We start from the raw sequence: 17,584 nt of genomic DNA, 5'->3' as shown, positions 1-17,584 counted from the left end.
CAATGATGAATTAGGAAAAGACAGTAAAACTCTAAAAAATCTGGACTTCTGCCGTTAGTCGGCATTTGGGGGCTTGCTGGTCAAATCCGCATTTGTGGAGATGGCACAGGAGAATAGACTTGTTTTCCCTTGAGCTTTGCTCTCAAAAAGAGATCCCGGATGCTGTAAAAAGCTGCCCTGGCTTCCGGGAAGGGGTATTGGCAGCATAAAATAAGAGGAGTGGTAAAAGATGTTATTCATGGACGTTAGTACTTGGGACCCTTCGAACCGCGATAAGATCCTTGAGCATTTTAAGAAACTGGAGATTCCAGAAGGAATCGATATCATTAACCAGTGGGTTGACCTTTCCGGAAATCGCTATTACATCCTTTACGAAGCCGAAAGTGCCGAAGCTTATGGAGCTTTCAATCTGCCCTGGTCGGATGTTTGCGTAATTGACAGCGTGCCGGTTATGGAAGCTTCCGAATTTATGCAACTTCTGCCCAAATATCAGAAAAAATAAATTTTATGATTCAATAAGTTTTATAATTTATTGATACGGTTTTTCAGAAAAAGGTCCGATGAGCTACATGTTAACTGGCTCATCGAAAAATCTTTATTTTATCAGTCTTGACTGTCATGGCTTTCTTGAAGCCTTTTTTACTGAGTATATCAAGTTTTTAGCATTACTACTTTAGATTTCAGCATTACTGTTTTAGATTTCAGCATTACTGTTTTAGATTTCAGCATTAATGTTTTAGATTTCAGCATTAATGTTTTAGATTTCAGCATTAATGTTTTAGATTTCAGCATTAATGTTTTAGATTTTAGCATTACTGTTTTAGATTTTTAGCATTATTGTTTTCAGATCAAGATATTCAGAAAGAGCATCAGGCCCGTTTTCTCTTCCAATCCCACTCTCCCTGGTACCCCCAAAAGGAACTTCAGGAGCAACCTTAAGGTGCTGATTAAGCCAGACAATTCCTGCATTCAACTGTTCGCATCCTGGACGAGCTTTATCTAGGTTTTTTGTCCATATAGAGGCGCCAAGCCCATAGCAGGTGTTATTGGCTTCTTCAATTGCTTCATCAAGGTCTTTTACCTGGCCTACAGGCAGGACAGGGCCGAATACTTCTTCTTTCAGAAGCCTGGATTCCCTGGGAACATCTACAATAAGCGTAGGCTCGAAAAAATATCCCTTACTGCAGGTGCTAACTTCTGGAACTCTGCCTCCTGTAATTATCCTGCCCTCATCCTTTTCTTCGACGTCTGCGACAAGCTCTTTTATATATTCCCATTGCCTGCGGTTGTTAAGGGGTCCCATATCAACGTTTTCATGCAGCCCGTTTCCAACCCTTAAATTTCGGACGCCTGCTTCAAGCTTTTTTATGAATCTTTCTGCTACGGATTCAAAAACAAAAAGCCTCTTTACAGCAGTACAGGCCTGCCCACAATTGTAAAATCTTCCCCTTAAGGCTCCTGCGACTGCAGCTTCAAGGTCAGCATCATCACAGACCAGCATGGGATCACTTCCCCCTAACTCAAGGGTTACTCTTTTCATCCCGCCGGCTGCAAGTTCGGCTATACGTTTCCCTGTTCTCGCTTCTCCGGTAAAGGAGATTTTTTTAACCTTTGGGCTCTTAACCAGGCTTTCTCCCACAACCTCACCAGGGCCTGTAACGATATTGAGCACACCTGGAGGAAGCCCTGCCTCGCTGAGGATAGAAGCCAGGGTAAGGTTAGTAAGAGGGGTATTGCTTGCAGGTTTCAGGACAAGTGTATTTCCTGAGATCAGAGCAGGGCCTATTTTCCATGCCATAATAAGTGCAGGCATATTCCAGGGAATTATGGCTGTACAGACTCCTAGAGGCTTCTTTACAGTAAAAGCGTATCCATTTTGATGAACTGGAACAAAATCTCCGTGAAAACTGCTTGCAAGCCCGCAATAATACTCAAGGACATGTGCAAAACCTTCTATCTCGTTTTTAGATTCGGCAAGAGGTTTACCCTGTTCCCGAGTAAGCAGGAAGGCAAGTTCATCCTGTCTCTGTCTTACAATTCCCGAAGCTGTGTAAAGAATCCTGGCTCTTTGCTGTGGAGACGTGGAAGCCCAGCCATTAAAAGCTGACGATGCCGACTCAACGGCTATTGCCGCATCATCTTCAGTGCCTTTTGGGACCCGGTCAATAAGTTCACCTGTTGCCGGGTTTATGATATCAAAAAATTCGCCGCTGCATGCGTCCACAGCTTTTCCGCCAATCTGCATTTTCATATCTATCAGTATTCATAAAGACCTATTTTAAGATAACAAGAGGTACGGAGATTATTTGAAAATCAGATCATCCTTGCTATAACAGATAGTCGATGATAATAGAACAAATCCACTAACTTCTTATCACGCTTATTCATCGATCAGCCTGTCAAAAATAAGGAGCTTGAATTCCGATTCATGAAATTTAAATGAAGCCTTACGAATCAACCGCCTGAGAAGTTCTCTTTCTTCAAGTGTGAAATCCGAAAGGAGCATATCGGCAAAAAAAAGCCAATTTTTCCAGAATCACCTTTCTTACTTCCTTTCCTTTTTCAGTTAGATAAACCCTGTAAGCCCGAAGGTCTTTTTCGTCCCTTTCTCTGTACACGTAACCTTCTTTTTCCAGGTTCTTGATCGATCTTGTACTTGTTGCTTTGCTAACTTTAAGCGTTTTTGCAAGAATTCCCTGCAATATGCCATCATCCTTGATGTATAAAACCATTAAAAAAATCAAATTGTCCGCTTCCGATCCTGTAAGCTTCGAATTCTTTTGCCATACAAAGCTAGATGGCTCCGGTAGATGATGGCGATAGAACCGAGAATTTCTCTTGGATCTGCCATGATTTTATCCTCTATTTTATAACACCGGGAAGTTTGCTTTGGAATAAGTTAGTTATGAATTAATAACGGATGAAACTAATTTGAGATTACAATCGTAGATTTTTAGGTTTCGTAGATTTTTAGGTTTATATTTTCTTTCAGGCACTATTTAAAAATGTCCAATGCCTTTGCTGCGCATAGCTTTTTTCCCATGTAATAAATAATACAATAGCAGGCACACCACCGCAAAAACTGCCATGAGCATGTATATTCCTCTGTAACCAGTAAAAGGAATGATAAATCCAACCATCAAAGGCCCAATTCCCATTCCGATGTCTGAAAACGCAAAATAGGTTGAATTCGCCAAGCCCATACGGTGTTGTGGAGTTATTTTAACAGAAATAGCCTGAGTACTGGACTGTATAGCTCCAAATCCAAGCCCTATCAAAGCTGCAGCTAACAAAATTGTATAACTGTGATGAGTTTGGCTAAACAATATCATTCCAGCCGTAAATATCAGAATTGCCGGGTACATGATTGCATTTTCACCTTTGGAGTCAAACAGTCGACCAATAATCGGCCTCGAAACTAAAATTACTGCGGCATATACTATGAAAAAGAAGCTGGCTGCATCCACGAGATGAATTTCCTTGGAATACACTTCAAGGAAGGACACAACACTCGAATAACAGCTGAAAATAAACATACAAACAACTGAAATTGGAATTACACTGGGTTCAAAGAAGTTGTTAAATTTGAATCCCTTCATTTTCTCAAGCTGTTCTTTTGTTAATTCCATTTTATGTAAGGGTGATAAAAATGGCAGAATCACAAGACTGATTGCTGAGGCAACTGCACATGTAGCAAAAATCATGACGAAACTGCCGTGCTGGCTAATGAACATACCTAAAAAGGGGCCGATAGCGGTTGCGAGTATCTGACTCAATCCGAAATAGGCAATCCCTTCACCCTTCCTCTCCATAGGAATAATATTTGCAACTATTGTAGCCGTTGCTGTAGTAGTAATGCCAAATCCCATGCCATGAAGAAAGCGGACAGTAAACAGAAGAAAAATATTATTAATCCTAAAATATAATAGCGTCATAATTAAGCTTAAAATAACTCCCGCGTAAAGGGTCTTCTTATGACCGAGTTGTCCGATCCATTTTCCGACAAACAGACGTGCGATAAGTCCGCCAATTATGAATATGCTGGCAGAAAAGCCCGCTTCACCTGGTGATGAATTAAATTTACCCATCGCATATCCAGATATGACTATCATCAATAAGTAAAAACTTAAAGCAGCTATAAAATTTTCAACGAAAATGACTACAAAATCGTTAGTCCATAATCTTGATTTTTTTGAATTCATATATTATGTCTCGTTATGTCTCTTTTTCTTTTGGAGATCTCTTAAGATTAGTAAAACGTGCTACTTTTTGTGTATTTAAAAAAGCCATAATCGAATTCGGAAAGCTAGCATACAGGTTTACCGTATCTGTTTGGTGGCAGACTAGACCAGAGGCTGTTTCGGTCTAGCCTTTTTTCATATGTTGAACTATTCTCGGATAACTATTCTCGGATAACTATTCTCGAACAACTATTCTCAGATAACTGTTCTCAGAGAATTATTCTAGAAGTACTATGTTTGAATTAGTTACATTATGAAAATAATTTGATCTTTATACATTTTTAATGTATATATTAGTTACTAATGAAATCAAATTGGATGCGAATTTGTTGTATCCTGAAATGATTTCACAGACTTACAACCATTTGGAAGTCTAATTCATAATACAATCGCAGGAGACGCAAAAGGTTAAATGTTGAATAAATTCCAATTTCATTTTGGTATTGTGAAATGATTGCGTAAAATGAAACAAATTCAAAGTTTAAGTAAAATAATGTGTCATCTGTATACGATATACAACTGTAATAAAAGATGTTTAAAAAGCGAAATAATTTTGGGATAAAACATTATTCGGTTGAAAATATATTACTGCTTTTATTCGTACACTTTGAAGAGGATATGATAAAATCGGTTTTGGGATGATCTCATTAAATAAATTATTTTTCGAGTTTAAACTTTATCATTTGCGCTTCCAGGGTAATATTGCAGCTTCAAATGCCAGAAGAGGCCCAATGAACAACCCTGCCCAGAACAGAAGCCCAGCTATTCCCAGACCAGAGAAGTAAAGCCGTTTTCTTGCGAACCCAGTGCCGTAGCTTTCATCTTTGAGGCTTAAGGCTATTGCAATAACTCCAAGTCCTATACTGGCAAAAATCAGAATGAAAGTAATAAAAACTTCTGAGGAAAATGAACTTTTACTCAGTGAGATCAACATCTGAAATATATATGACATTCCTGTGCCAAGAAAGAAGAAGCCTGCAAGTATTCCTGAAATGCGTGCAGGATTAAACCCGACTACAGACTCTCTTTTTAAGAAAATTGCTAGAAGCCCGGCTGCAAGAGTTAGCACAAGTGGAGTAGAGATCAAAAACAGTCCCTGCCCCTCCCAACGATAAATCTTTATCTGGCTCAGGGGTACAGATACCCATTCTCTCAAGGTAAAGGTTTCTCTGTATCCCAGAATTAGCCCATAATTTCCTTCTCCTGGGATTTCTCTTTCCTGCAAACCTTTTTCCTGTATTTCATCTTCTCCTTTTCTCGAACCTGCTTTCTGTATTGCACCTACTGCAACGTAATATGTTCCACTTTCCGGAGCTTTGATATCGAGCTTAACAAGTGAGTAAAAGGCACTTGGAGTAAATCCCTCATATACAGGGCTTTCAGGCAGGCTGTAGGAAAGCACTTTTGCACCGTATCTTTCGGGGACTTCTAATTTCTCGGATATTTTTTCTTCGTCCGTAAGTCCTGGTCCGATAAGAATCAGGCTCGGGGTAAAACCCTTATGTCCATCTTCAACGGGAATAGTGAGGCCGAGTACTATTCTCTCTCCTTTCTCCACATTAAAACTGTAATACCGAAGATCTCCTGAAGCAAGCTCTCCGTAAAGCACCCTTGATTTCGAAGGGTCTTCAATATGGATTGCTGCTTCGGGACTTTTCCCGTCCCCTCCGAAGACCGGCACGTGGGCAAACGCAGGAGCGGATAAAAAGGATATAATAACCAATATAATAACCAGCAGAAAAATTCCAGAATACCAGAGGATGCCCTGTCTCATGGACTATATTTTCTCAAATAGTATGTAAATATGTATAAGAATAAAGAATCAGACGCAGAACATGGGTTTTAATTTTTAGATTAAGTAAACTTTTCTCCATCTCCGAAAACCCTTTCTTATATGTGTCAGGAATTCATCTTATGAGAATCTGGGACATACCTCCTGAGAAGATGTGCAGGCAGCACCTTCTAGGGGAACACCGTGAGTTACATGCTCTATGGTCTATAATCACCAATAACAAGAAAGCTTATGCCCACCACCCCGAGACCCTTCGATGGAAAGGAAAGCTAAAAGCTCTTTATCTGCGGCACGAAGCGCTTGTCAGGGAAATGACTGAAAGGGGTTATAAACATCATACCCCTCTTGATCCTGCTCTTGCTACAGGAAAAGCTGTGCAGGATGAGTTTGTAGATTCCTATGACAAACAGGTTCAGATCCTGAAAGAAAGAGGGTGCGAGTGCAGGGTATGACTTTCTTCAGGGCAACTCCATTTCGGCTTTCCTGTACAGGGATTCTCTGGAATCTTCCGGCATCACCTTTTCGATTATTATTGAGAACAACAGGAAAAAAGGGAGCCCAACGGCTGCATGGATTGCTGTGAACTTTAGTCCCATATATGAGATTTCATAAAGTAAGATGGGGAGCTTTGTGGTGGACCAGACTCCCAAGAAAAACAATATGTATGCCAGCCTTGCTCTCTTTCTCAGGAGGAGAGCCGTAATAGGGAAAGCGACATAGAGAGGGCCTGCAGCTGCGGATCCCAGGAAAAGAGCCATAAGTATTCCTTTCCAGCTGGAATCTTCTCCCATGTATCGAATGATCGTCTCCTTCGGGACCCAGACGTCCAGCAGCCCCACAAGGATGAAAACCGGAGGGAGAAGGCTGAGCATTTCTTTTGTATTCGAAACGGATATGTCAAAGGCTTCTGTTCCAACTGACCTGTTTGTAAAATATATGGCTGCAATTACAAGAGCAAGACCTATCGCAAACCTGTACTTCTTCAACATGGTGGAGATTCCGAGGTTCATGGCATTGTTTTCATTGCTTATCATCACATAAGCCTCCAGATTACGACCGTAAAAATTATGGACACCAGAAGTGCCGAGATGTTCCTGAGGACTGCCGTGTATCTGTTGAAATATTTTATTTCCACAGGAAGGGTCATAACTCCAACAGCCATAAGAGTGGAGACAAAAGCAGCAATCTGGGCATACCCTGCCCCATCTTTAAGAAGGGCAGCTCCCAGAGGGAAAGTAACAAAACTGGGGATAAGGGTAACCGATCCTGCAATCAGGGCAACTGCAATCCCGAATGGGCCGGACTCCGCTCCAATCAGTCTTGAGATCGTTTCCGGTGTGAACAGGACTTCCTTCTTTGACCATTCTTTCTTTTCGGAAATCTAATTTTTATATATAAATATATCGTAATCATTATATACTATTAACATTAAATAGATAGAGAAACTGACTTATGGGAATAACACTGTTCTAAAATCTGATTTGATGGATATAGAAAAAAGTTCAGTGTAAAAGCTCGTTTTAAGGTCCAGTTTTTGGAGCTGGTCGGGATCTTAGTCCCCCTTTATAACGTTACTTTATAAGACTGAATCTGAATGGGTTCTGGCTCCGGAGATTGTAATGATGCTTGTGCTGGATGAAGAAGAAATTGGAGTCCTTGAATGCATTAAAGAAGTCCAAATCGAGCGTGGATTTCATATTCGAGACGTTATAAAAAAAGCAAAAGCCGGATATGGGTTATCAAGGTCGACAGTTTACGAAATCGTAGGTTATCTGGAGTTTCACGGCCTTATAAATACGAATAAAGCCGGAAACAGAGAAATTGACGAATCTGTAGCTTACTTTGTAACGTGTCAGGGGTGCGGAAAGAATATCCCGGGAAGTGAATATGTCAAAGAAAACGGAAGGCCGATGTGTGAGGACTGTTATCTGGAAGGGCACCAGAAAATAAAGTTTGCAGACCCTGTGGCAGTGCGTTCTAAAAAACTCTTCAGAAAACAGCACGGATTTGAAGGGACAGACGGACTGACCGAACTGCAAAAAGAGATCTATGAATTTATCCTGGAAGAAGGAGGAGCAACCCCCGAAAAGATCTCGAAGCTTTTTGGACTCACCCTTCAGGAAACAATGAACCAGCTTGCAATATTGCGGCACTGTGAGCTTTTGAAGTGGAGAAAAATGGGAGAAGAAATGTATATGGTGCCTTTTGACTCTTGAATTTCTTATGCAGTGTATGTGTGTACTCTGAAGCATACTGAGGTGAACGGTTGATGGATAAAACCGAGATGAATGAAAGGATGAAAGAAATGGCCGGGGAACTCCCGGGAGTGATGAACGCTATAATGGGACTTCATTCCGAAGTCGTCAAAGACGGGGCTTTAAGCGCCAGGACAAAAGAGCTGATGATGGTAGGGATTGCAGTTGCCCTTCGCTGTGAACCCTGCCTGTGGAAGCATGTTCCGGAGGCTGTAAACCTGGGAGCTACCCGTGAAGAGATTATGGAGGCTGTCAGTACTGCCATAGTAATGGCTGGCGGGCCTGCAGTAGCATATGGATCTGTGGTGGTTCTTACAATTCTGGATGAATTGAACGTTTGAAAAAATGAGGTGAGAAATTGACTGAAGAGATAACCAATCCTGTCAAATGCCACATTTGTGGGCGTGAAATGGAAAAAGAAGATTGTATAGAAGAGGAAGGCAAGGTTTTCTGTGAAGATTGTTTCATAGAAGCTCACCATAAGATTCAGGTCTGTGATCCCTGGGCAGCTTATTCCAAGAAAGCCTTCAGAAAGGAGGCCGGGCTTGAAGGTACAGAGGGCCTGACTGAATTACAAAAAGCCATCTATGAATTTATCGTCTCCAGTGGTGGGGCAAAAAAGGAAGAAATTGCAAAAAAGTTTCAAATATCCCTTCTGGAAACCGAGAACCAGTTTGCTATTCTGAGGCATTGTGAGCTGTTAAAAGGGCAAAAAAGAACAGATGGCGTGTATCTTGTACCTTTTGAGAGTTAATAATTCCAAAAAGACTTTATTTTAGCTCAAGTCAAAAAATAGAAGTAAATTTTCTCCAAAAATATTCTAAAATTAATATGTGTAACCAAGAAAGTTACTTAATAGTAATTAATAACCTCTTTTCCTTTTATAAAATACCTCATGGGCATATACATTTTTGTTTACTGAATCTCTCAAAAACAGAATCTTATTTTATTTGCTGAATCTCTCAAATACAAAATCTTATTTTATTTACTGTATCTCTCAAAAACAGAATCTTATTTTATTTACTGACTTTCTCAAAAACAGAATATTATTTTATTTGCTGAATCTCTTGAAAACAGAATCTTATTTTATTTGCTGAATCTCTCAAATACAGAATCTTATTTATTTTATTAATCAGAACGAAAATTATTTTGTGACAGTTATTTACTTGAAGGTTAGATAGGTCTTGTGCAAAACCTATCTAGATCCGCTTCAAGATGATGAAACAAACAAAATGTATCAGAGTATTCACTCAGGTTGTGGAGTTTGTTATTTCAGCGAACTTTATAAACCTGAAGTACGCTCTTCGAAACTTACTTCGGACAAATTTCTTTGAGGCCAGCAGCTACATCAGCCAGAAGTTCGATGGGTATTCCCATAATCATTTCTTCGTCTGTGATTTTGGTGTATGTCCTGCTACCGCTGCAACCGACTGTGACTCCGATCTTGCCTTCTTTGTATACATTCACGACCCCATCTGAGCACAGGCTCTGCTTTCCTGCAAAACTCGCTTCGACCCTGCCGCCTGCTTTATACATTGCAGCCTGTGTAAGTAACATTATTTGTTTAGGATAACCGATAACCACAACAACATCAGGGATAAACGTTGCTTTTTCCAGAGGAGAATACAGGATAGCTTCTGTTGAGTTTGGGGGAAGCTTTGGAACTCTTTCAAGGGTACGCCTTGCAGCGCCCTGGGTGCTGAACTGTTTGAGTTTATTAAAATAAAATTCTCCACTTGCGACTTTTGGGGGCATTTCGCCAAGGCCCATTGCACCGGCTCCGCCTTTGCACATCTGGTCTTCCCCAAGGGTGTAGAACTCTTCACCTGTTCTTCTAACCCTATCAACCAGCTGGCAGTGCCTCATAGTCTCATCTACTTCTTTCATTCCTTCGGGAACTTCTCCTCCTTTTGGGATCAGCTTTACTGCAACAGGAGACGTTTTCAGTTTCAGGCAGTCTACAAGTTCTTGCCCGTATCTGTTTATTTCTTTAATATCCATTCTCTCAACTCCGACTTTTAGATTCTCTTTGAAATATTTTCTTATCGGACTTTATCAGTCACTGTATTAGTCTCACAAACAGCGTTTTTCTTTCCTATTCTGAAAAATCTCTTTGTGGTACATAGAATCCATTGACCATGCAGGATAAGATGGACAACTATAAGAATAACTATCAAGATCCCTGCTTTGCTGTGTATCCAAATCCAGGTAGCTTTCGTTAATCCCATATATACTACATACTGTCCTCTTGGAATTCCTGAAGGTATTAAAAAATACATAACTAAACCTGTACCTGCAACAATAAAAAATAAAGTTGTCAGAATAAGGTCAATTAAGTAATTGGTTTCTTGTCGGCTTACGGTTTCACCTCTTTAGATAGCTCTGATTCAAGCCCCAATTCAAGCATTGTTAATTAAGTAGTTTAGTGATGAGAACAATTACAGGTGCCGTTCATAGATATTTCTTGCAACAATCCATTATTATAGTCTTCAACTGCATTGGAAACCTTACCCGTTATTCCTGCAAATACTTTGATGTTCTTTTCCGCCAGTGACATTAACGGCCTTCCCCCAATACCCGCGACGAGCACAGCATTAACATTATTTGATTCCAAAATTTTTGACGGAGCAGCGCAATTATGCTCGATCTCAGGAGACAGGTTACTTATTGTTTTAACACTTTCAATATCTTTCTCTTTTACATCCACGATAGTAAAATATTCGCATGAGCCATAATGATAACAAACGTCAGATTCCAATCCACTGTCATTCATCGATGGTATAGCAATTTTTGTCACTTTTCACACTTCCTGCTTTAACGTTTAACGCTGCTGTTTTCCCCTTGCTTTTGGAGCAGCAGTAATCGTTCTCAATGAAATTATTTCCTCTTCCGTTGCCGCCTACTTGATAAACGATTTCGGAGCCGCATTTTGGACAGCTAGCTGGGCGCTCAGTATTGCACTGTAATTCCCATCTATACTCACACCCGCTGCAGAGGAATTCGACTTTGCACTCCCCTCTATTTATATACTCTCCTCCGGAGATCTCTATTGCTTTTCCATTTACAAGGGCATCAGTCACTTTCTGTCGGGCCTTTTGCAGATCATTCCAGAAGGTTTTTCTGGAGATACCCATCATATCTGCGGCCTCGTTCTGATCAATGTGAATGAGATCGCAAAGGCGGATAGCTTCAAGCTCTCCTATGGATAAGTTAATAATTTCGAGATCGCAGAGAGAAGCCTTCCTGGGTTTATAATATGTGGCTTTTGGAAGGCACGATACCCTGCGTTTAACTCTATTCACCATCAAATTACTCATATGCGATTTATTATAAATAACTTGCGAATACTGCTGATTCGCTTAGAACCTATCCAAAAAGTCTTGCTGCTCTAAATGCAATCCATGAACACGCGAAATGAAGAATAGCAAAGTAATTCTCAATTTTCTTTTCCCGTCTTATAATGAGTCCAGTAATAAGCCAATCTATAGTTGTTTTTTGTTTTAATTCAGCGTCTTATGACGATATTCATTGTGTGAAAAAGACATAACTGTGATTTTGGTGATGTCTATAGGACTTACGCAGTTGAACTGAAAAATCAACAGCATCGAACTGTTAACTGTCTTAAACATGGTCATCTCACTATTTTTAACTCCTGCATAAAAATCCAATCAAGTCGTGTTAAATTAAAAATCGATAACAGAAGCGATTGCAAGTATGCTACACTTTTTCTGCAGAAAGTGGGCGGAGTAATCTATAAATCGTTAAACGCAAACTTATATATAGATAGAAGTAGGAAATAGGTTACCGTTTTCCTATTAATCTGCCATGAAAACAATCAACTGATATAGCAAACATGCTGAAAACTATCAGTCGGCCGTGAAAACGAAGAAACTTTGTAAAAAGCGTGTTCAAGAGCGTTTTTCCAGTTTCCACCTTTAAGAATATATATTTATAACATTATGTTCATGCAAACATAACGATTAAACTATAAAAGTCGGTCAGGTATTTCTATGCGTGGAAAAATAAGTACAATACTACTACTCTCTATTCTGGTTCTGGCTGTTGCATCCGGTGGATGTGCAGAAAATGCGAATCAGCAGGATGTTCAAAACTCAAGCACGATACAGATCACCGACATGTTGGGCAGGCAGTTAACTGTGCCAACGGAAATCTCTTCAGTTGTAGCCACTTCTCCGCCGTCTACCATCCTCGTGTATATGCTTGCTCCGGACAAACTTGCAGGGTGGAACTTCAAAAATAATTTTACTCAACCTTTCATGGCTGAAAACTATTCAAACCTGCCTGTAATAGGGGGCTGGTTCGGAACACAGACCGGGAACTATGAAACTATAATCAACATGCATCCTGACATTGTAATTGAAGGATACACCACTGATGGGGAAATCCATGAGGCTATAGAGCGCAGACAGGAAAATTTTGGAAGCATTCCTGTAGTGGCTGTTAATGATTCTATTATCTTCGTCAACAAATCCGATCCTACCATACAATATGTGGGTAAACTTCTTAATTGTGAAGACCAGGCGCAAAAACTGATTGATTTCCGCAGTTCAGTCCTTAGTGAGATAAATAACACTGTAAAAGACATTCCTGAAGACCAGAAAGTACGTGTTTATTATGCCGAAGGTCCAAAAGGGCTAATGACCGATCCTTCAGGTTCTCAGCACTCCCAGGTCATTGATATCTGCGGTGGCATTAACGTTGCAGACTGTCAGCTTACGCCAGGGAATGGCATGACGCAGGTTTCAATCGAACAGGTTATGAACTGGAATCCTCAGGTAATCATCACTTCAAATCCACAGTTCTATTCAACAGTTTACTCTGATTCTCTCTGGTCAAGTGTAGATGCTGTGAAAAATAAAAGAGTGTACCTTGCTCCTCAGAATCCTTTCTGCTGGATTGACAGGCCACAGGGTCCTCACCTTATTCTCGGAACTGCCTGGACTGCAAAAATGCTGTATCCTGATCTTTTCACAGATATGGACCTCTCCGAACTGACCCGTGAGTTCTACTCGGAATTCTTCCACTATGATCTAACAGATAAAGAACTTGATACATTACTTAACCCTTCAGCAGAGGCCAAGACGTGAGCGAGAAAGACAAATCTCCGGGCTTTCCCTATATCGCAGAGAATATCTTTGCCCCCATCTACCCTGTAATAGCCGCTAATATTGTCAAGCAAAGCGGGATAGAGAAAGGTATATGCCTTGACCTGGGATGCGGTATAGCATCCCTCGGAATTGCTGTTGCGGAAATAACGGATATGCAGGTATATGGAGTCGATATTTCAACTGAGATGTGCAGGCTTTCAAGAAACAAAGCTTTACGCCATTGCATTTCAGGTAAAGTTGCTCCTGTGCAGTCTGATGTACACCTGCTCCCTTTCAGGAATAATTGTGCCGACCTCATCGTAAGCCGAGGTTCCGTATTTTTCTGGAATAACCTGCCTGTTGCCTTTAATGAGATCTCTCGCGTTCTTGCTCCGGGTGGGCAGGCATGGGTAGGAGGTGGCTTCGGCACAAAAGAGTTGAGAGCACAGATCTCTGAAAAAATGGTCGAAATAGATCCGGACTGGCATACAAGTTCAAAAGAACGTCTCAGTCCTGAAAACCTTCAGGCTATAAAGGAAGCTGGAAGGCAGACAGAGGTTTCCTGTCATGTAGTCCAGGATGACTCTGGGTTCTGGATGGTATTAAGCAAGGAAGGTTAAAAATGAAGTGCAATGTGTGTGAATTCAGGTGTGAAATCGATGAATGGAGCAGGGGAAGGTGCGGGAACTACGTATGTGATGGTGATACTATCATCCAAGACCCTGATATAGGATATCTTGGAGCATATCCTGTTTCTATAGAAACCATTCCCTTACTTCACTATTATCCCTCAGGTAAATTCCTTCAGGTTTTCAGTACCGGATGCAACTTCCAGTGTTCAGGCTGCGTAGCTCGCCTGTTAGCTTCAGGGAAATCGCTTGACCTTCCTGCGCTTACCCCGTCTCAGGTGGTGGAAAAGGTATTGCAGCAGGAATGCCTTGGTGTAGTTTCTACACTCAATGAGCCTGCTGCAAACTATTATCTTTTCAGGGAACTTGCATTACAGGCAAAAGAAAAAGGTTTACTTGCAGGCTGTTCTACTAACTGTTATTTCACAGATGAGACACTTGAGGAGCTTGGAAAGCTTGTAGATTTCATGAATATCGGAATTAAAGGCTATTCCGATCAGAGTTACGTAAACTGTGGAGTTCCGTCCTCTGCACCTGTTTTCCACAATATTTCCCGGCTTTTCAATATGGGTGTGCATGTTGAAACTTCGGTCGTATACTCAAGGGGAAATGAGGACGACGTAATAAATGTTGCAAAAACATTGTCTAATATCTCCCCCACCATTCCGGTTCAGGTAATGAGATTCATTCCTTTTGGGGATGCCCCGATTGAGCTTGAACCTTCTATTGGAGAAGCTGAGAGCCTGTGTGCCGCTCTGCGTGAGCATGTAGACTATGTCTATCTTTTCAATTCTCCAGGTACGGAATCATTAAACACGTACTGTCCTGAATGCGGTAGTCTTCTTGCAGAAAGGGAGTTTTACGGGCCCATGGGTTCCAAACCTCTAAAACCCTGGATAAATTACACCTGTACTTGTGGTAAAAATACTCCGGTTAAAGGGACAACTGCAACTGAAAGCTTCAACGAGGAAGGTTTCATGGGTGGTTACAGGATAAGCCGGGCTTTCAGTATGGTCCATTCAGTACTTACATGCCTGGGAATACTGGACGACCACAGGGTAATCGAAATCTGGGTAAAGGTCTCCAATCCCGAAACCCTTAGTCAAATACATCATATGATACAACAACCATATTCCTACCTTGAATTTGTCAGGCTTATTGCTGAGAAGGCAAATGAGTCGGAAAAAGGAGAAGAACTTATTTCTTTTATTCGTGAACGCCTGGAACTTGTCAAATCTCTTGCAGCGGAAAATAGTGGTCATAAGGTGTATTATTGTATGGGTTCTCCTCTTTTTGCTCTGAACGCCGGGAGAATGGAAAACAACCTTGTGACATTTTCCGGGGGAGTCAGTATCAATAAACAGATTCAAAAAGAAGGCAAACCCGGGGTAAATGTTTCTCCTTCTTTTATAAATGAACAGAACCCTGAGACAATTTTTATTTCAGGTTTCCTTTCTCGACCTATAGATGAGTTTTATGGACTGTGCCAGCAATACGGCATATCTGCAGATGCGGTAAAAGAGCACCGGGTCTATGAAATCCCACCATCCTGGGATTTCGGAAACCCTCGCTGGATACTGGGACTCATGTACATAGCAGACAAACTGAACCCAGGAAGCTCAGCAATTGACCTGAAAAAGGAAGCAGATGAGTTTTATTTAAGGTTTTACGGTATACCTTTTGAGGAAGCAAAACCTAACAGGTCATTTCACAGACCTACCTCCGGTATCTGGCTCAGGCATGTTATGAGGTATACTCATGCCTGATTACAAGTTTAATCGCACTACTCTGGTGTACCTGTTACCTATCGCATTACTCGTAATCTCCCTTTTTGTCGGAAGATATCAGACTCCATTGGCGGCAGTTGCGGATGAAAGCATTAGTGCTTTTTCATCTCTTTTTTTCGGCACTCCTGCTTCGGTTTCCACTCAACACACAGTACTGTTCAATGTAAGGTTACCGAGGATACTTGCAGCTTTACTGGTAGGTGCAGCTCTTTCCATAGCTGGAGCCTCTTTCCAGGGAATCTTTCGTAATCCTCTTGTGTCTCCTTATATCCTGGGAGTGGGATCTGGAGCTGGTTTTGGAGCATGCCTTGCAATATTGCTCTGGAACAATTATCTGATTATACAGTTGATGGCTTTTGCTTTCGGACTCCTTGCGATGTTTATTGCCATAAGTATGGGTAAAGTCAGCAAAGGTACTGGAACTCTGGTATTTGTGCTTTCGGGAATTATTGTGAGCTCTATTTTCACGGCGCTTACGTCGCTGGCAAAGTATGTAGCAGATCCTTATGATCAACTTCCTGCAATAGTATTCTGGCTTATGGGAAGCCTTGCCACTGTCAGGTACGGTGATCTGCTCTACATATTATTGCCTATATTTATTGGGACTCTCGTCTTGCTTCTTTTCAGGTGGCGCATCAATATTTTGTCCCTGGGGGATGAGGAAGCTAAAGCTCTTGGGATGGACGTGGAAAAAATGCGCCTGGTCATCATTGTTTGTGCGACCCTTGTAACTTCAGCAGCAGTCAGTATCAGCGGTGTCATTGGCTGGGTCGGGCTGGTTGTGCCCCATATATCAAGAATGATCGTCGGTCCCAATTATAGCCGCCTCCTGCCTATGAGCATGGTTATTGGAGCATCGTTTATGCTAATTGTGGATGACCTTTCAAGGACTATTGTAGCTACAGAAATTCCCCTGGGAATCCTCACTTCCCTTGTAGGAGCTCCGTTGTTTGCATATCTTATCAAGAAGGGGCGTATGGGATGGAACTGATGCTAGAAGTAAAGTCCCTTGCTTTCTCTTATGGAAAAAGGCCAGTATTTGAAAATGTATCTTTTTCGTTAAAAAAAGGCGAGATCATGTGTATCCTGGGCCCAAACGGAGCAGGAAAATCTACACTTATCAAATGTATTGCAGGAATTCTCAAACCCGCTGCCGGGTCTGTCTTTATTCAGGGAGAGAATACAGCTTCTCTTGGGGTAAGGGGAATTGCAAGGCATATAGGTTATGTACCTCAGCAAAATGAAGTGGTTTTTCCATTTACTGTGCTGGATTTTGTAGTCATGGGCCGTGCCCCTCATCTTTCCATGTTCTCATCCCCTGGTGCAGATGATATTAAACTTGCAAAAGAATCGCTAGCAATGGTGGGAATTTCTGATCTTGCAGAAAGGCCGGTTGCTAACCTCAGTGGAGGACAGAGTCAAATGGTGCTTATTGCCAGGGCTCTTGTCCAGAAGCCTGCTTTGCTTTTGCTGGACGAACCAACTTCTCACCTTGATTTTGGAAACCAGGTCCTTGTGCTGGAAACTGTCCAGAAACTGGCTTCACTTGGAATGTCCATTGTAATGAATACACACATGCCAGACCATGCTTTTCTGTTAGGTGACAGGGCTGCAGCACTGTCTGGAGGTAGACTGGTTGCCGTAGGAAAGGTTGAAACCGTTGTAACCAGTAAGATGATGTCTTCAGTCTATGGTGTAAATGTAGCTGTCAGGGAAATTGAGGATATGAAAAGGAAAGTGTGTTTACCTTTAAGAAGATGAACAAAATACGA

The 17,584-nt window shown here is 41.4% G+C and carries 20 protein-coding genes and 1 pseudogene; 11 read left to right on the top strand and 10 right to left on the bottom strand.

What is annotated here, in order from left to right; all coding sequences use genetic code 11:
- The first annotated feature begins 229 nt into the window (after positions 1 to 229).
- On the top strand, positions 230 to 502 hold the full coding sequence (locus MSKOL_RS15615; RefSeq protein WP_011305536.1) for a DUF3303 domain-containing protein: 273 nt from the start codon (positions 230 to 232) through the stop codon (positions 500 to 502).
- Between the two features lie 318 nt (positions 503 to 820).
- Here MSKOL_RS15615 and MSKOL_RS15610 read toward each other — a convergent pair whose 3' ends face one another.
- From MSKOL_RS15610 to MSKOL_RS15595, 4 genes are all read right to left on the bottom strand, one after another.
- Complete coding sequence (locus tag MSKOL_RS15610) at positions 821 to 2,251, bottom strand: aldehyde dehydrogenase (RefSeq protein ID WP_231592277.1); 1,431 nt, start codon at positions 2,249 to 2,251, stop codon at positions 821 to 823.
- A 229-nt stretch (positions 2,252 to 2,480) separates the two neighbouring features.
- A complete protein-coding gene (locus MSKOL_RS21190) occupies positions 2,481 to 2,744 on the bottom strand; it encodes a MarR family winged helix-turn-helix transcriptional regulator (RefSeq protein ID WP_231592276.1) in 264 nt (87 codons plus the stop codon).
- 255 nt (positions 2,745 to 2,999) lie between these two features.
- Entirely contained in the window at positions 3,000 to 4,202 is a 1,203-nt protein-coding gene (locus MSKOL_RS15600) for an MFS transporter (protein ID WP_048157576.1), read from the bottom strand.
- Between the two features lie 718 nt (positions 4,203 to 4,920).
- A complete protein-coding gene (locus MSKOL_RS15595; RefSeq protein ID WP_048122487.1) occupies positions 4,921 to 6,015 on the bottom strand; it encodes a hypothetical protein in 1,095 nt (364 codons plus the stop codon).
- 140 nt (positions 6,016 to 6,155) lie between these two features.
- Here MSKOL_RS15595 and MSKOL_RS15590 point away from each other — a divergent pair, with 140 nt between their 5' ends.
- Positions 6,156 to 6,485, top strand: coding sequence for a pyrimidine dimer DNA glycosylase/endonuclease V (locus MSKOL_RS15590; RefSeq protein WP_048122486.1), 330 nt, complete (start codon positions 6,156 to 6,158; stop codon positions 6,483 to 6,485).
- 6 nt (positions 6,486 to 6,491) lie between these two features.
- Here the strand turns inward: MSKOL_RS15590 and MSKOL_RS15585 are convergent, their stop codons facing one another.
- Entirely contained in the window at positions 6,492 to 7,067 is a 576-nt protein-coding gene (locus MSKOL_RS15585; protein ID WP_197078778.1) for a permease, read from the bottom strand.
- Positions 7,068 to 7,100: 33 nt separating this feature from the next.
- Between MSKOL_RS15585 and MSKOL_RS20465 the strand changes: the two genes are divergently transcribed.
- From MSKOL_RS20465 to MSKOL_RS15565, 4 genes are all read left to right on the top strand, one after another.
- Positions 7,101 to 7,418: a hypothetical protein gene (locus tag MSKOL_RS20465; RefSeq protein WP_156151115.1), complete on the top strand. Its 318-nt coding sequence runs from the start codon at positions 7,101 to 7,103 to the stop codon at positions 7,416 to 7,418.
- Positions 7,419 to 7,652: 234 nt separating this feature from the next.
- Positions 7,653 to 8,249 carry a hypothetical protein gene (locus MSKOL_RS15575; protein ID WP_048157573.1) on the top strand — a complete coding sequence of 199 codons (597 nt, stop codon included), beginning with the start codon at positions 7,653 to 7,655 and terminating at the stop codon, positions 8,247 to 8,249.
- A 53-nt stretch (positions 8,250 to 8,302) separates the two neighbouring features.
- Positions 8,303 to 8,629 (top strand): carboxymuconolactone decarboxylase family protein, encoded by a 327-nt coding sequence (locus MSKOL_RS15570; RefSeq protein ID WP_231592275.1) that lies wholly within the window; start codon positions 8,303 to 8,305, stop codon positions 8,627 to 8,629.
- Positions 8,630 to 8,646: 17 nt separating this feature from the next.
- Complete coding sequence (locus MSKOL_RS15565; protein ID WP_052725546.1) at positions 8,647 to 9,042, top strand: hypothetical protein; 396 nt, start codon at positions 8,647 to 8,649, stop codon at positions 9,040 to 9,042.
- A 557-nt stretch (positions 9,043 to 9,599) separates the two neighbouring features.
- Here the strand turns inward: MSKOL_RS15565 and MSKOL_RS15560 are convergent.
- The 5 genes and pseudogenes from MSKOL_RS15560 to MSKOL_RS20460 form a co-directional block, all read right to left on the bottom strand.
- Positions 9,600 to 10,289 carry a DUF169 domain-containing protein gene (locus MSKOL_RS15560; RefSeq protein WP_048157569.1) on the bottom strand — a complete coding sequence of 230 codons (690 nt, stop codon included), beginning with the start codon at positions 10,287 to 10,289 and terminating at the stop codon, positions 9,600 to 9,602.
- Between the two features lie 41 nt (positions 10,290 to 10,330).
- A complete protein-coding gene (locus MSKOL_RS15555) occupies positions 10,331 to 10,612 on the bottom strand; it encodes a DUF4405 domain-containing protein (RefSeq protein ID WP_255352009.1) in 282 nt (93 codons plus the stop codon).
- A gap of 98 nt (positions 10,613 to 10,710) precedes the next feature.
- Positions 10,711 to 11,061 carry a NifB/NifX family molybdenum-iron cluster-binding protein gene (locus tag MSKOL_RS15550; protein WP_048122477.1) on the bottom strand — a complete coding sequence of 117 codons (351 nt, stop codon included), beginning with the start codon at positions 11,059 to 11,061 and terminating at the stop codon, positions 10,711 to 10,713.
- On the bottom strand, positions 11,054 to 11,593 hold the full coding sequence (locus MSKOL_RS21670) for a DUF134 domain-containing protein (RefSeq protein WP_048157559.1): 540 nt from the start codon (positions 11,591 to 11,593) through the stop codon (positions 11,054 to 11,056). The genes MSKOL_RS15550 and MSKOL_RS21670 overlap by 8 nt, the downstream gene beginning before the upstream one ends.
- 61 nt (positions 11,594 to 11,654) lie before the next feature.
- Positions 11,655 to 11,777, bottom strand: a pseudogene (locus tag MSKOL_RS20460) (IS5/IS1182 family transposase); the annotation flags it as partial.
- 521 nt (positions 11,778 to 12,298) lie between these two features.
- Between MSKOL_RS20460 and MSKOL_RS15540 the strand changes: the two are divergent.
- The 5 genes from MSKOL_RS15540 to MSKOL_RS15520 are packed head-to-tail and all read left to right on the top strand — an operon-like array spanning position 12,299 to position 17,573.
- Entirely contained in the window at positions 12,299 to 13,396 is a 1,098-nt protein-coding gene (locus MSKOL_RS15540; protein ID WP_048157558.1) for an iron ABC transporter substrate-binding protein, read from the top strand.
- The gene (locus MSKOL_RS15535; RefSeq protein ID WP_048157556.1) at positions 13,393 to 14,016 is read left to right on the top strand and encodes a class I SAM-dependent methyltransferase; all 624 of its coding nucleotides are present in this window, start codon (positions 13,393 to 13,395) and stop codon (positions 14,014 to 14,016) included. Before MSKOL_RS15540 ends, MSKOL_RS15535 begins: the two co-directional genes overlap by 4 nt.
- A 2-nt stretch (positions 14,017 to 14,018) precedes the next feature.
- Positions 14,019 to 15,791, top strand: a complete 1,773-nt coding sequence (locus tag MSKOL_RS15530) for a radical SAM protein (RefSeq protein ID WP_048157554.1) — start codon at positions 14,019 to 14,021, stop codon at positions 15,789 to 15,791.
- Entirely contained in the window at positions 15,784 to 16,803 is a 1,020-nt protein-coding gene (locus MSKOL_RS15525) for an iron ABC transporter permease (protein WP_048157552.1), read from the top strand. The genes MSKOL_RS15530 and MSKOL_RS15525 overlap by 8 nt, the downstream gene beginning before the upstream one ends.
- The gene (locus MSKOL_RS15520; RefSeq protein ID WP_048122460.1) at positions 16,794 to 17,573 is read left to right on the top strand and encodes an ABC transporter ATP-binding protein; all 780 of its coding nucleotides are present in this window, start codon (positions 16,794 to 16,796) and stop codon (positions 17,571 to 17,573) included. The genes MSKOL_RS15525 and MSKOL_RS15520 overlap by 10 nt, the downstream gene beginning before the upstream one ends.
- Positions 17,574 to 17,584: the final 11 nt, after the last annotated feature.

It is taken from the genome of Methanosarcina sp. Kolksee, assembly GCF_000969945.1.
GTDB classification, from domain to species: Archaea; Halobacteriota; Methanosarcinia; order Methanosarcinales; family Methanosarcinaceae; genus Methanosarcina; species Methanosarcina vacuolata.
This window is presented reverse-complemented; position numbering and strand designations above follow the sequence as displayed.

Coding starts and splice junctions, on each gene's coding strand:
- MSKOL_RS15615 (WP_011305536.1), top strand. CDS start 230: ATGTTATTCATGGACGTTAGTACTTGGGACCCTTCGAACCGCGATAAG.
- MSKOL_RS15610 (WP_231592277.1), bottom strand. CDS start 2,251: ATGAAAATGCAGATTGGCGGAAAAGCTGTGGACGCATGCAGCGGCGAA.
- MSKOL_RS15600 (WP_048157576.1), bottom strand. CDS start 4,202: ATGAATTCAAAAAAATCAAGATTATGGACTAACGATTTTGTAGTCATT.
- MSKOL_RS15595 (WP_048122487.1), bottom strand. CDS start 6,015: ATGAGACAGGGCATCCTCTGGTATTCTGGAATTTTTCTGCTGGTTATT.
- MSKOL_RS15590 (WP_048122486.1), top strand. CDS start 6,156: ATGAGAATCTGGGACATACCTCCTGAGAAGATGTGCAGGCAGCACCTT.
- MSKOL_RS15585 (WP_197078778.1), bottom strand. CDS start 7,067: ATGATAAGCAATGAAAACAATGCCATGAACCTCGGAATCTCCACCATG.
- MSKOL_RS20465 (WP_156151115.1), top strand. CDS start 7,101: ATGGACACCAGAAGTGCCGAGATGTTCCTGAGGACTGCCGTGTATCTG.
- MSKOL_RS15575 (WP_048157573.1), top strand. CDS start 7,653: ATGATGCTTGTGCTGGATGAAGAAGAAATTGGAGTCCTTGAATGCATT.
- MSKOL_RS15570 (WP_231592275.1), top strand. CDS start 8,303: ATGGATAAAACCGAGATGAATGAAAGGATGAAAGAAATGGCCGGGGAA.
- MSKOL_RS15560 (WP_048157569.1), bottom strand. CDS start 10,289: ATGGATATTAAAGAAATAAACAGATACGGGCAAGAACTTGTAGACTGC.
- MSKOL_RS15550 (WP_048122477.1), bottom strand. CDS start 11,061: ATGAATGACAGTGGATTGGAATCTGACGTTTGTTATCATTATGGCTCA.
- MSKOL_RS21670 (WP_048157559.1), bottom strand. CDS start 11,593: ATGGTGAATAGAGTTAAACGCAGGGTATCGTGCCTTCCAAAAGCCACA.
- MSKOL_RS15540 (WP_048157558.1), top strand. CDS start 12,299: ATGCGTGGAAAAATAAGTACAATACTACTACTCTCTATTCTGGTTCTG.
- MSKOL_RS15530 (WP_048157554.1), top strand. CDS start 14,019: ATGAAGTGCAATGTGTGTGAATTCAGGTGTGAAATCGATGAATGGAGC.
- MSKOL_RS15525 (WP_048157552.1), top strand. CDS start 15,784: ATGCCTGATTACAAGTTTAATCGCACTACTCTGGTGTACCTGTTACCT.
- MSKOL_RS15520 (WP_048122460.1), top strand. CDS start 16,794: ATGGAACTGATGCTAGAAGTAAAGTCCCTTGCTTTCTCTTATGGAAAA.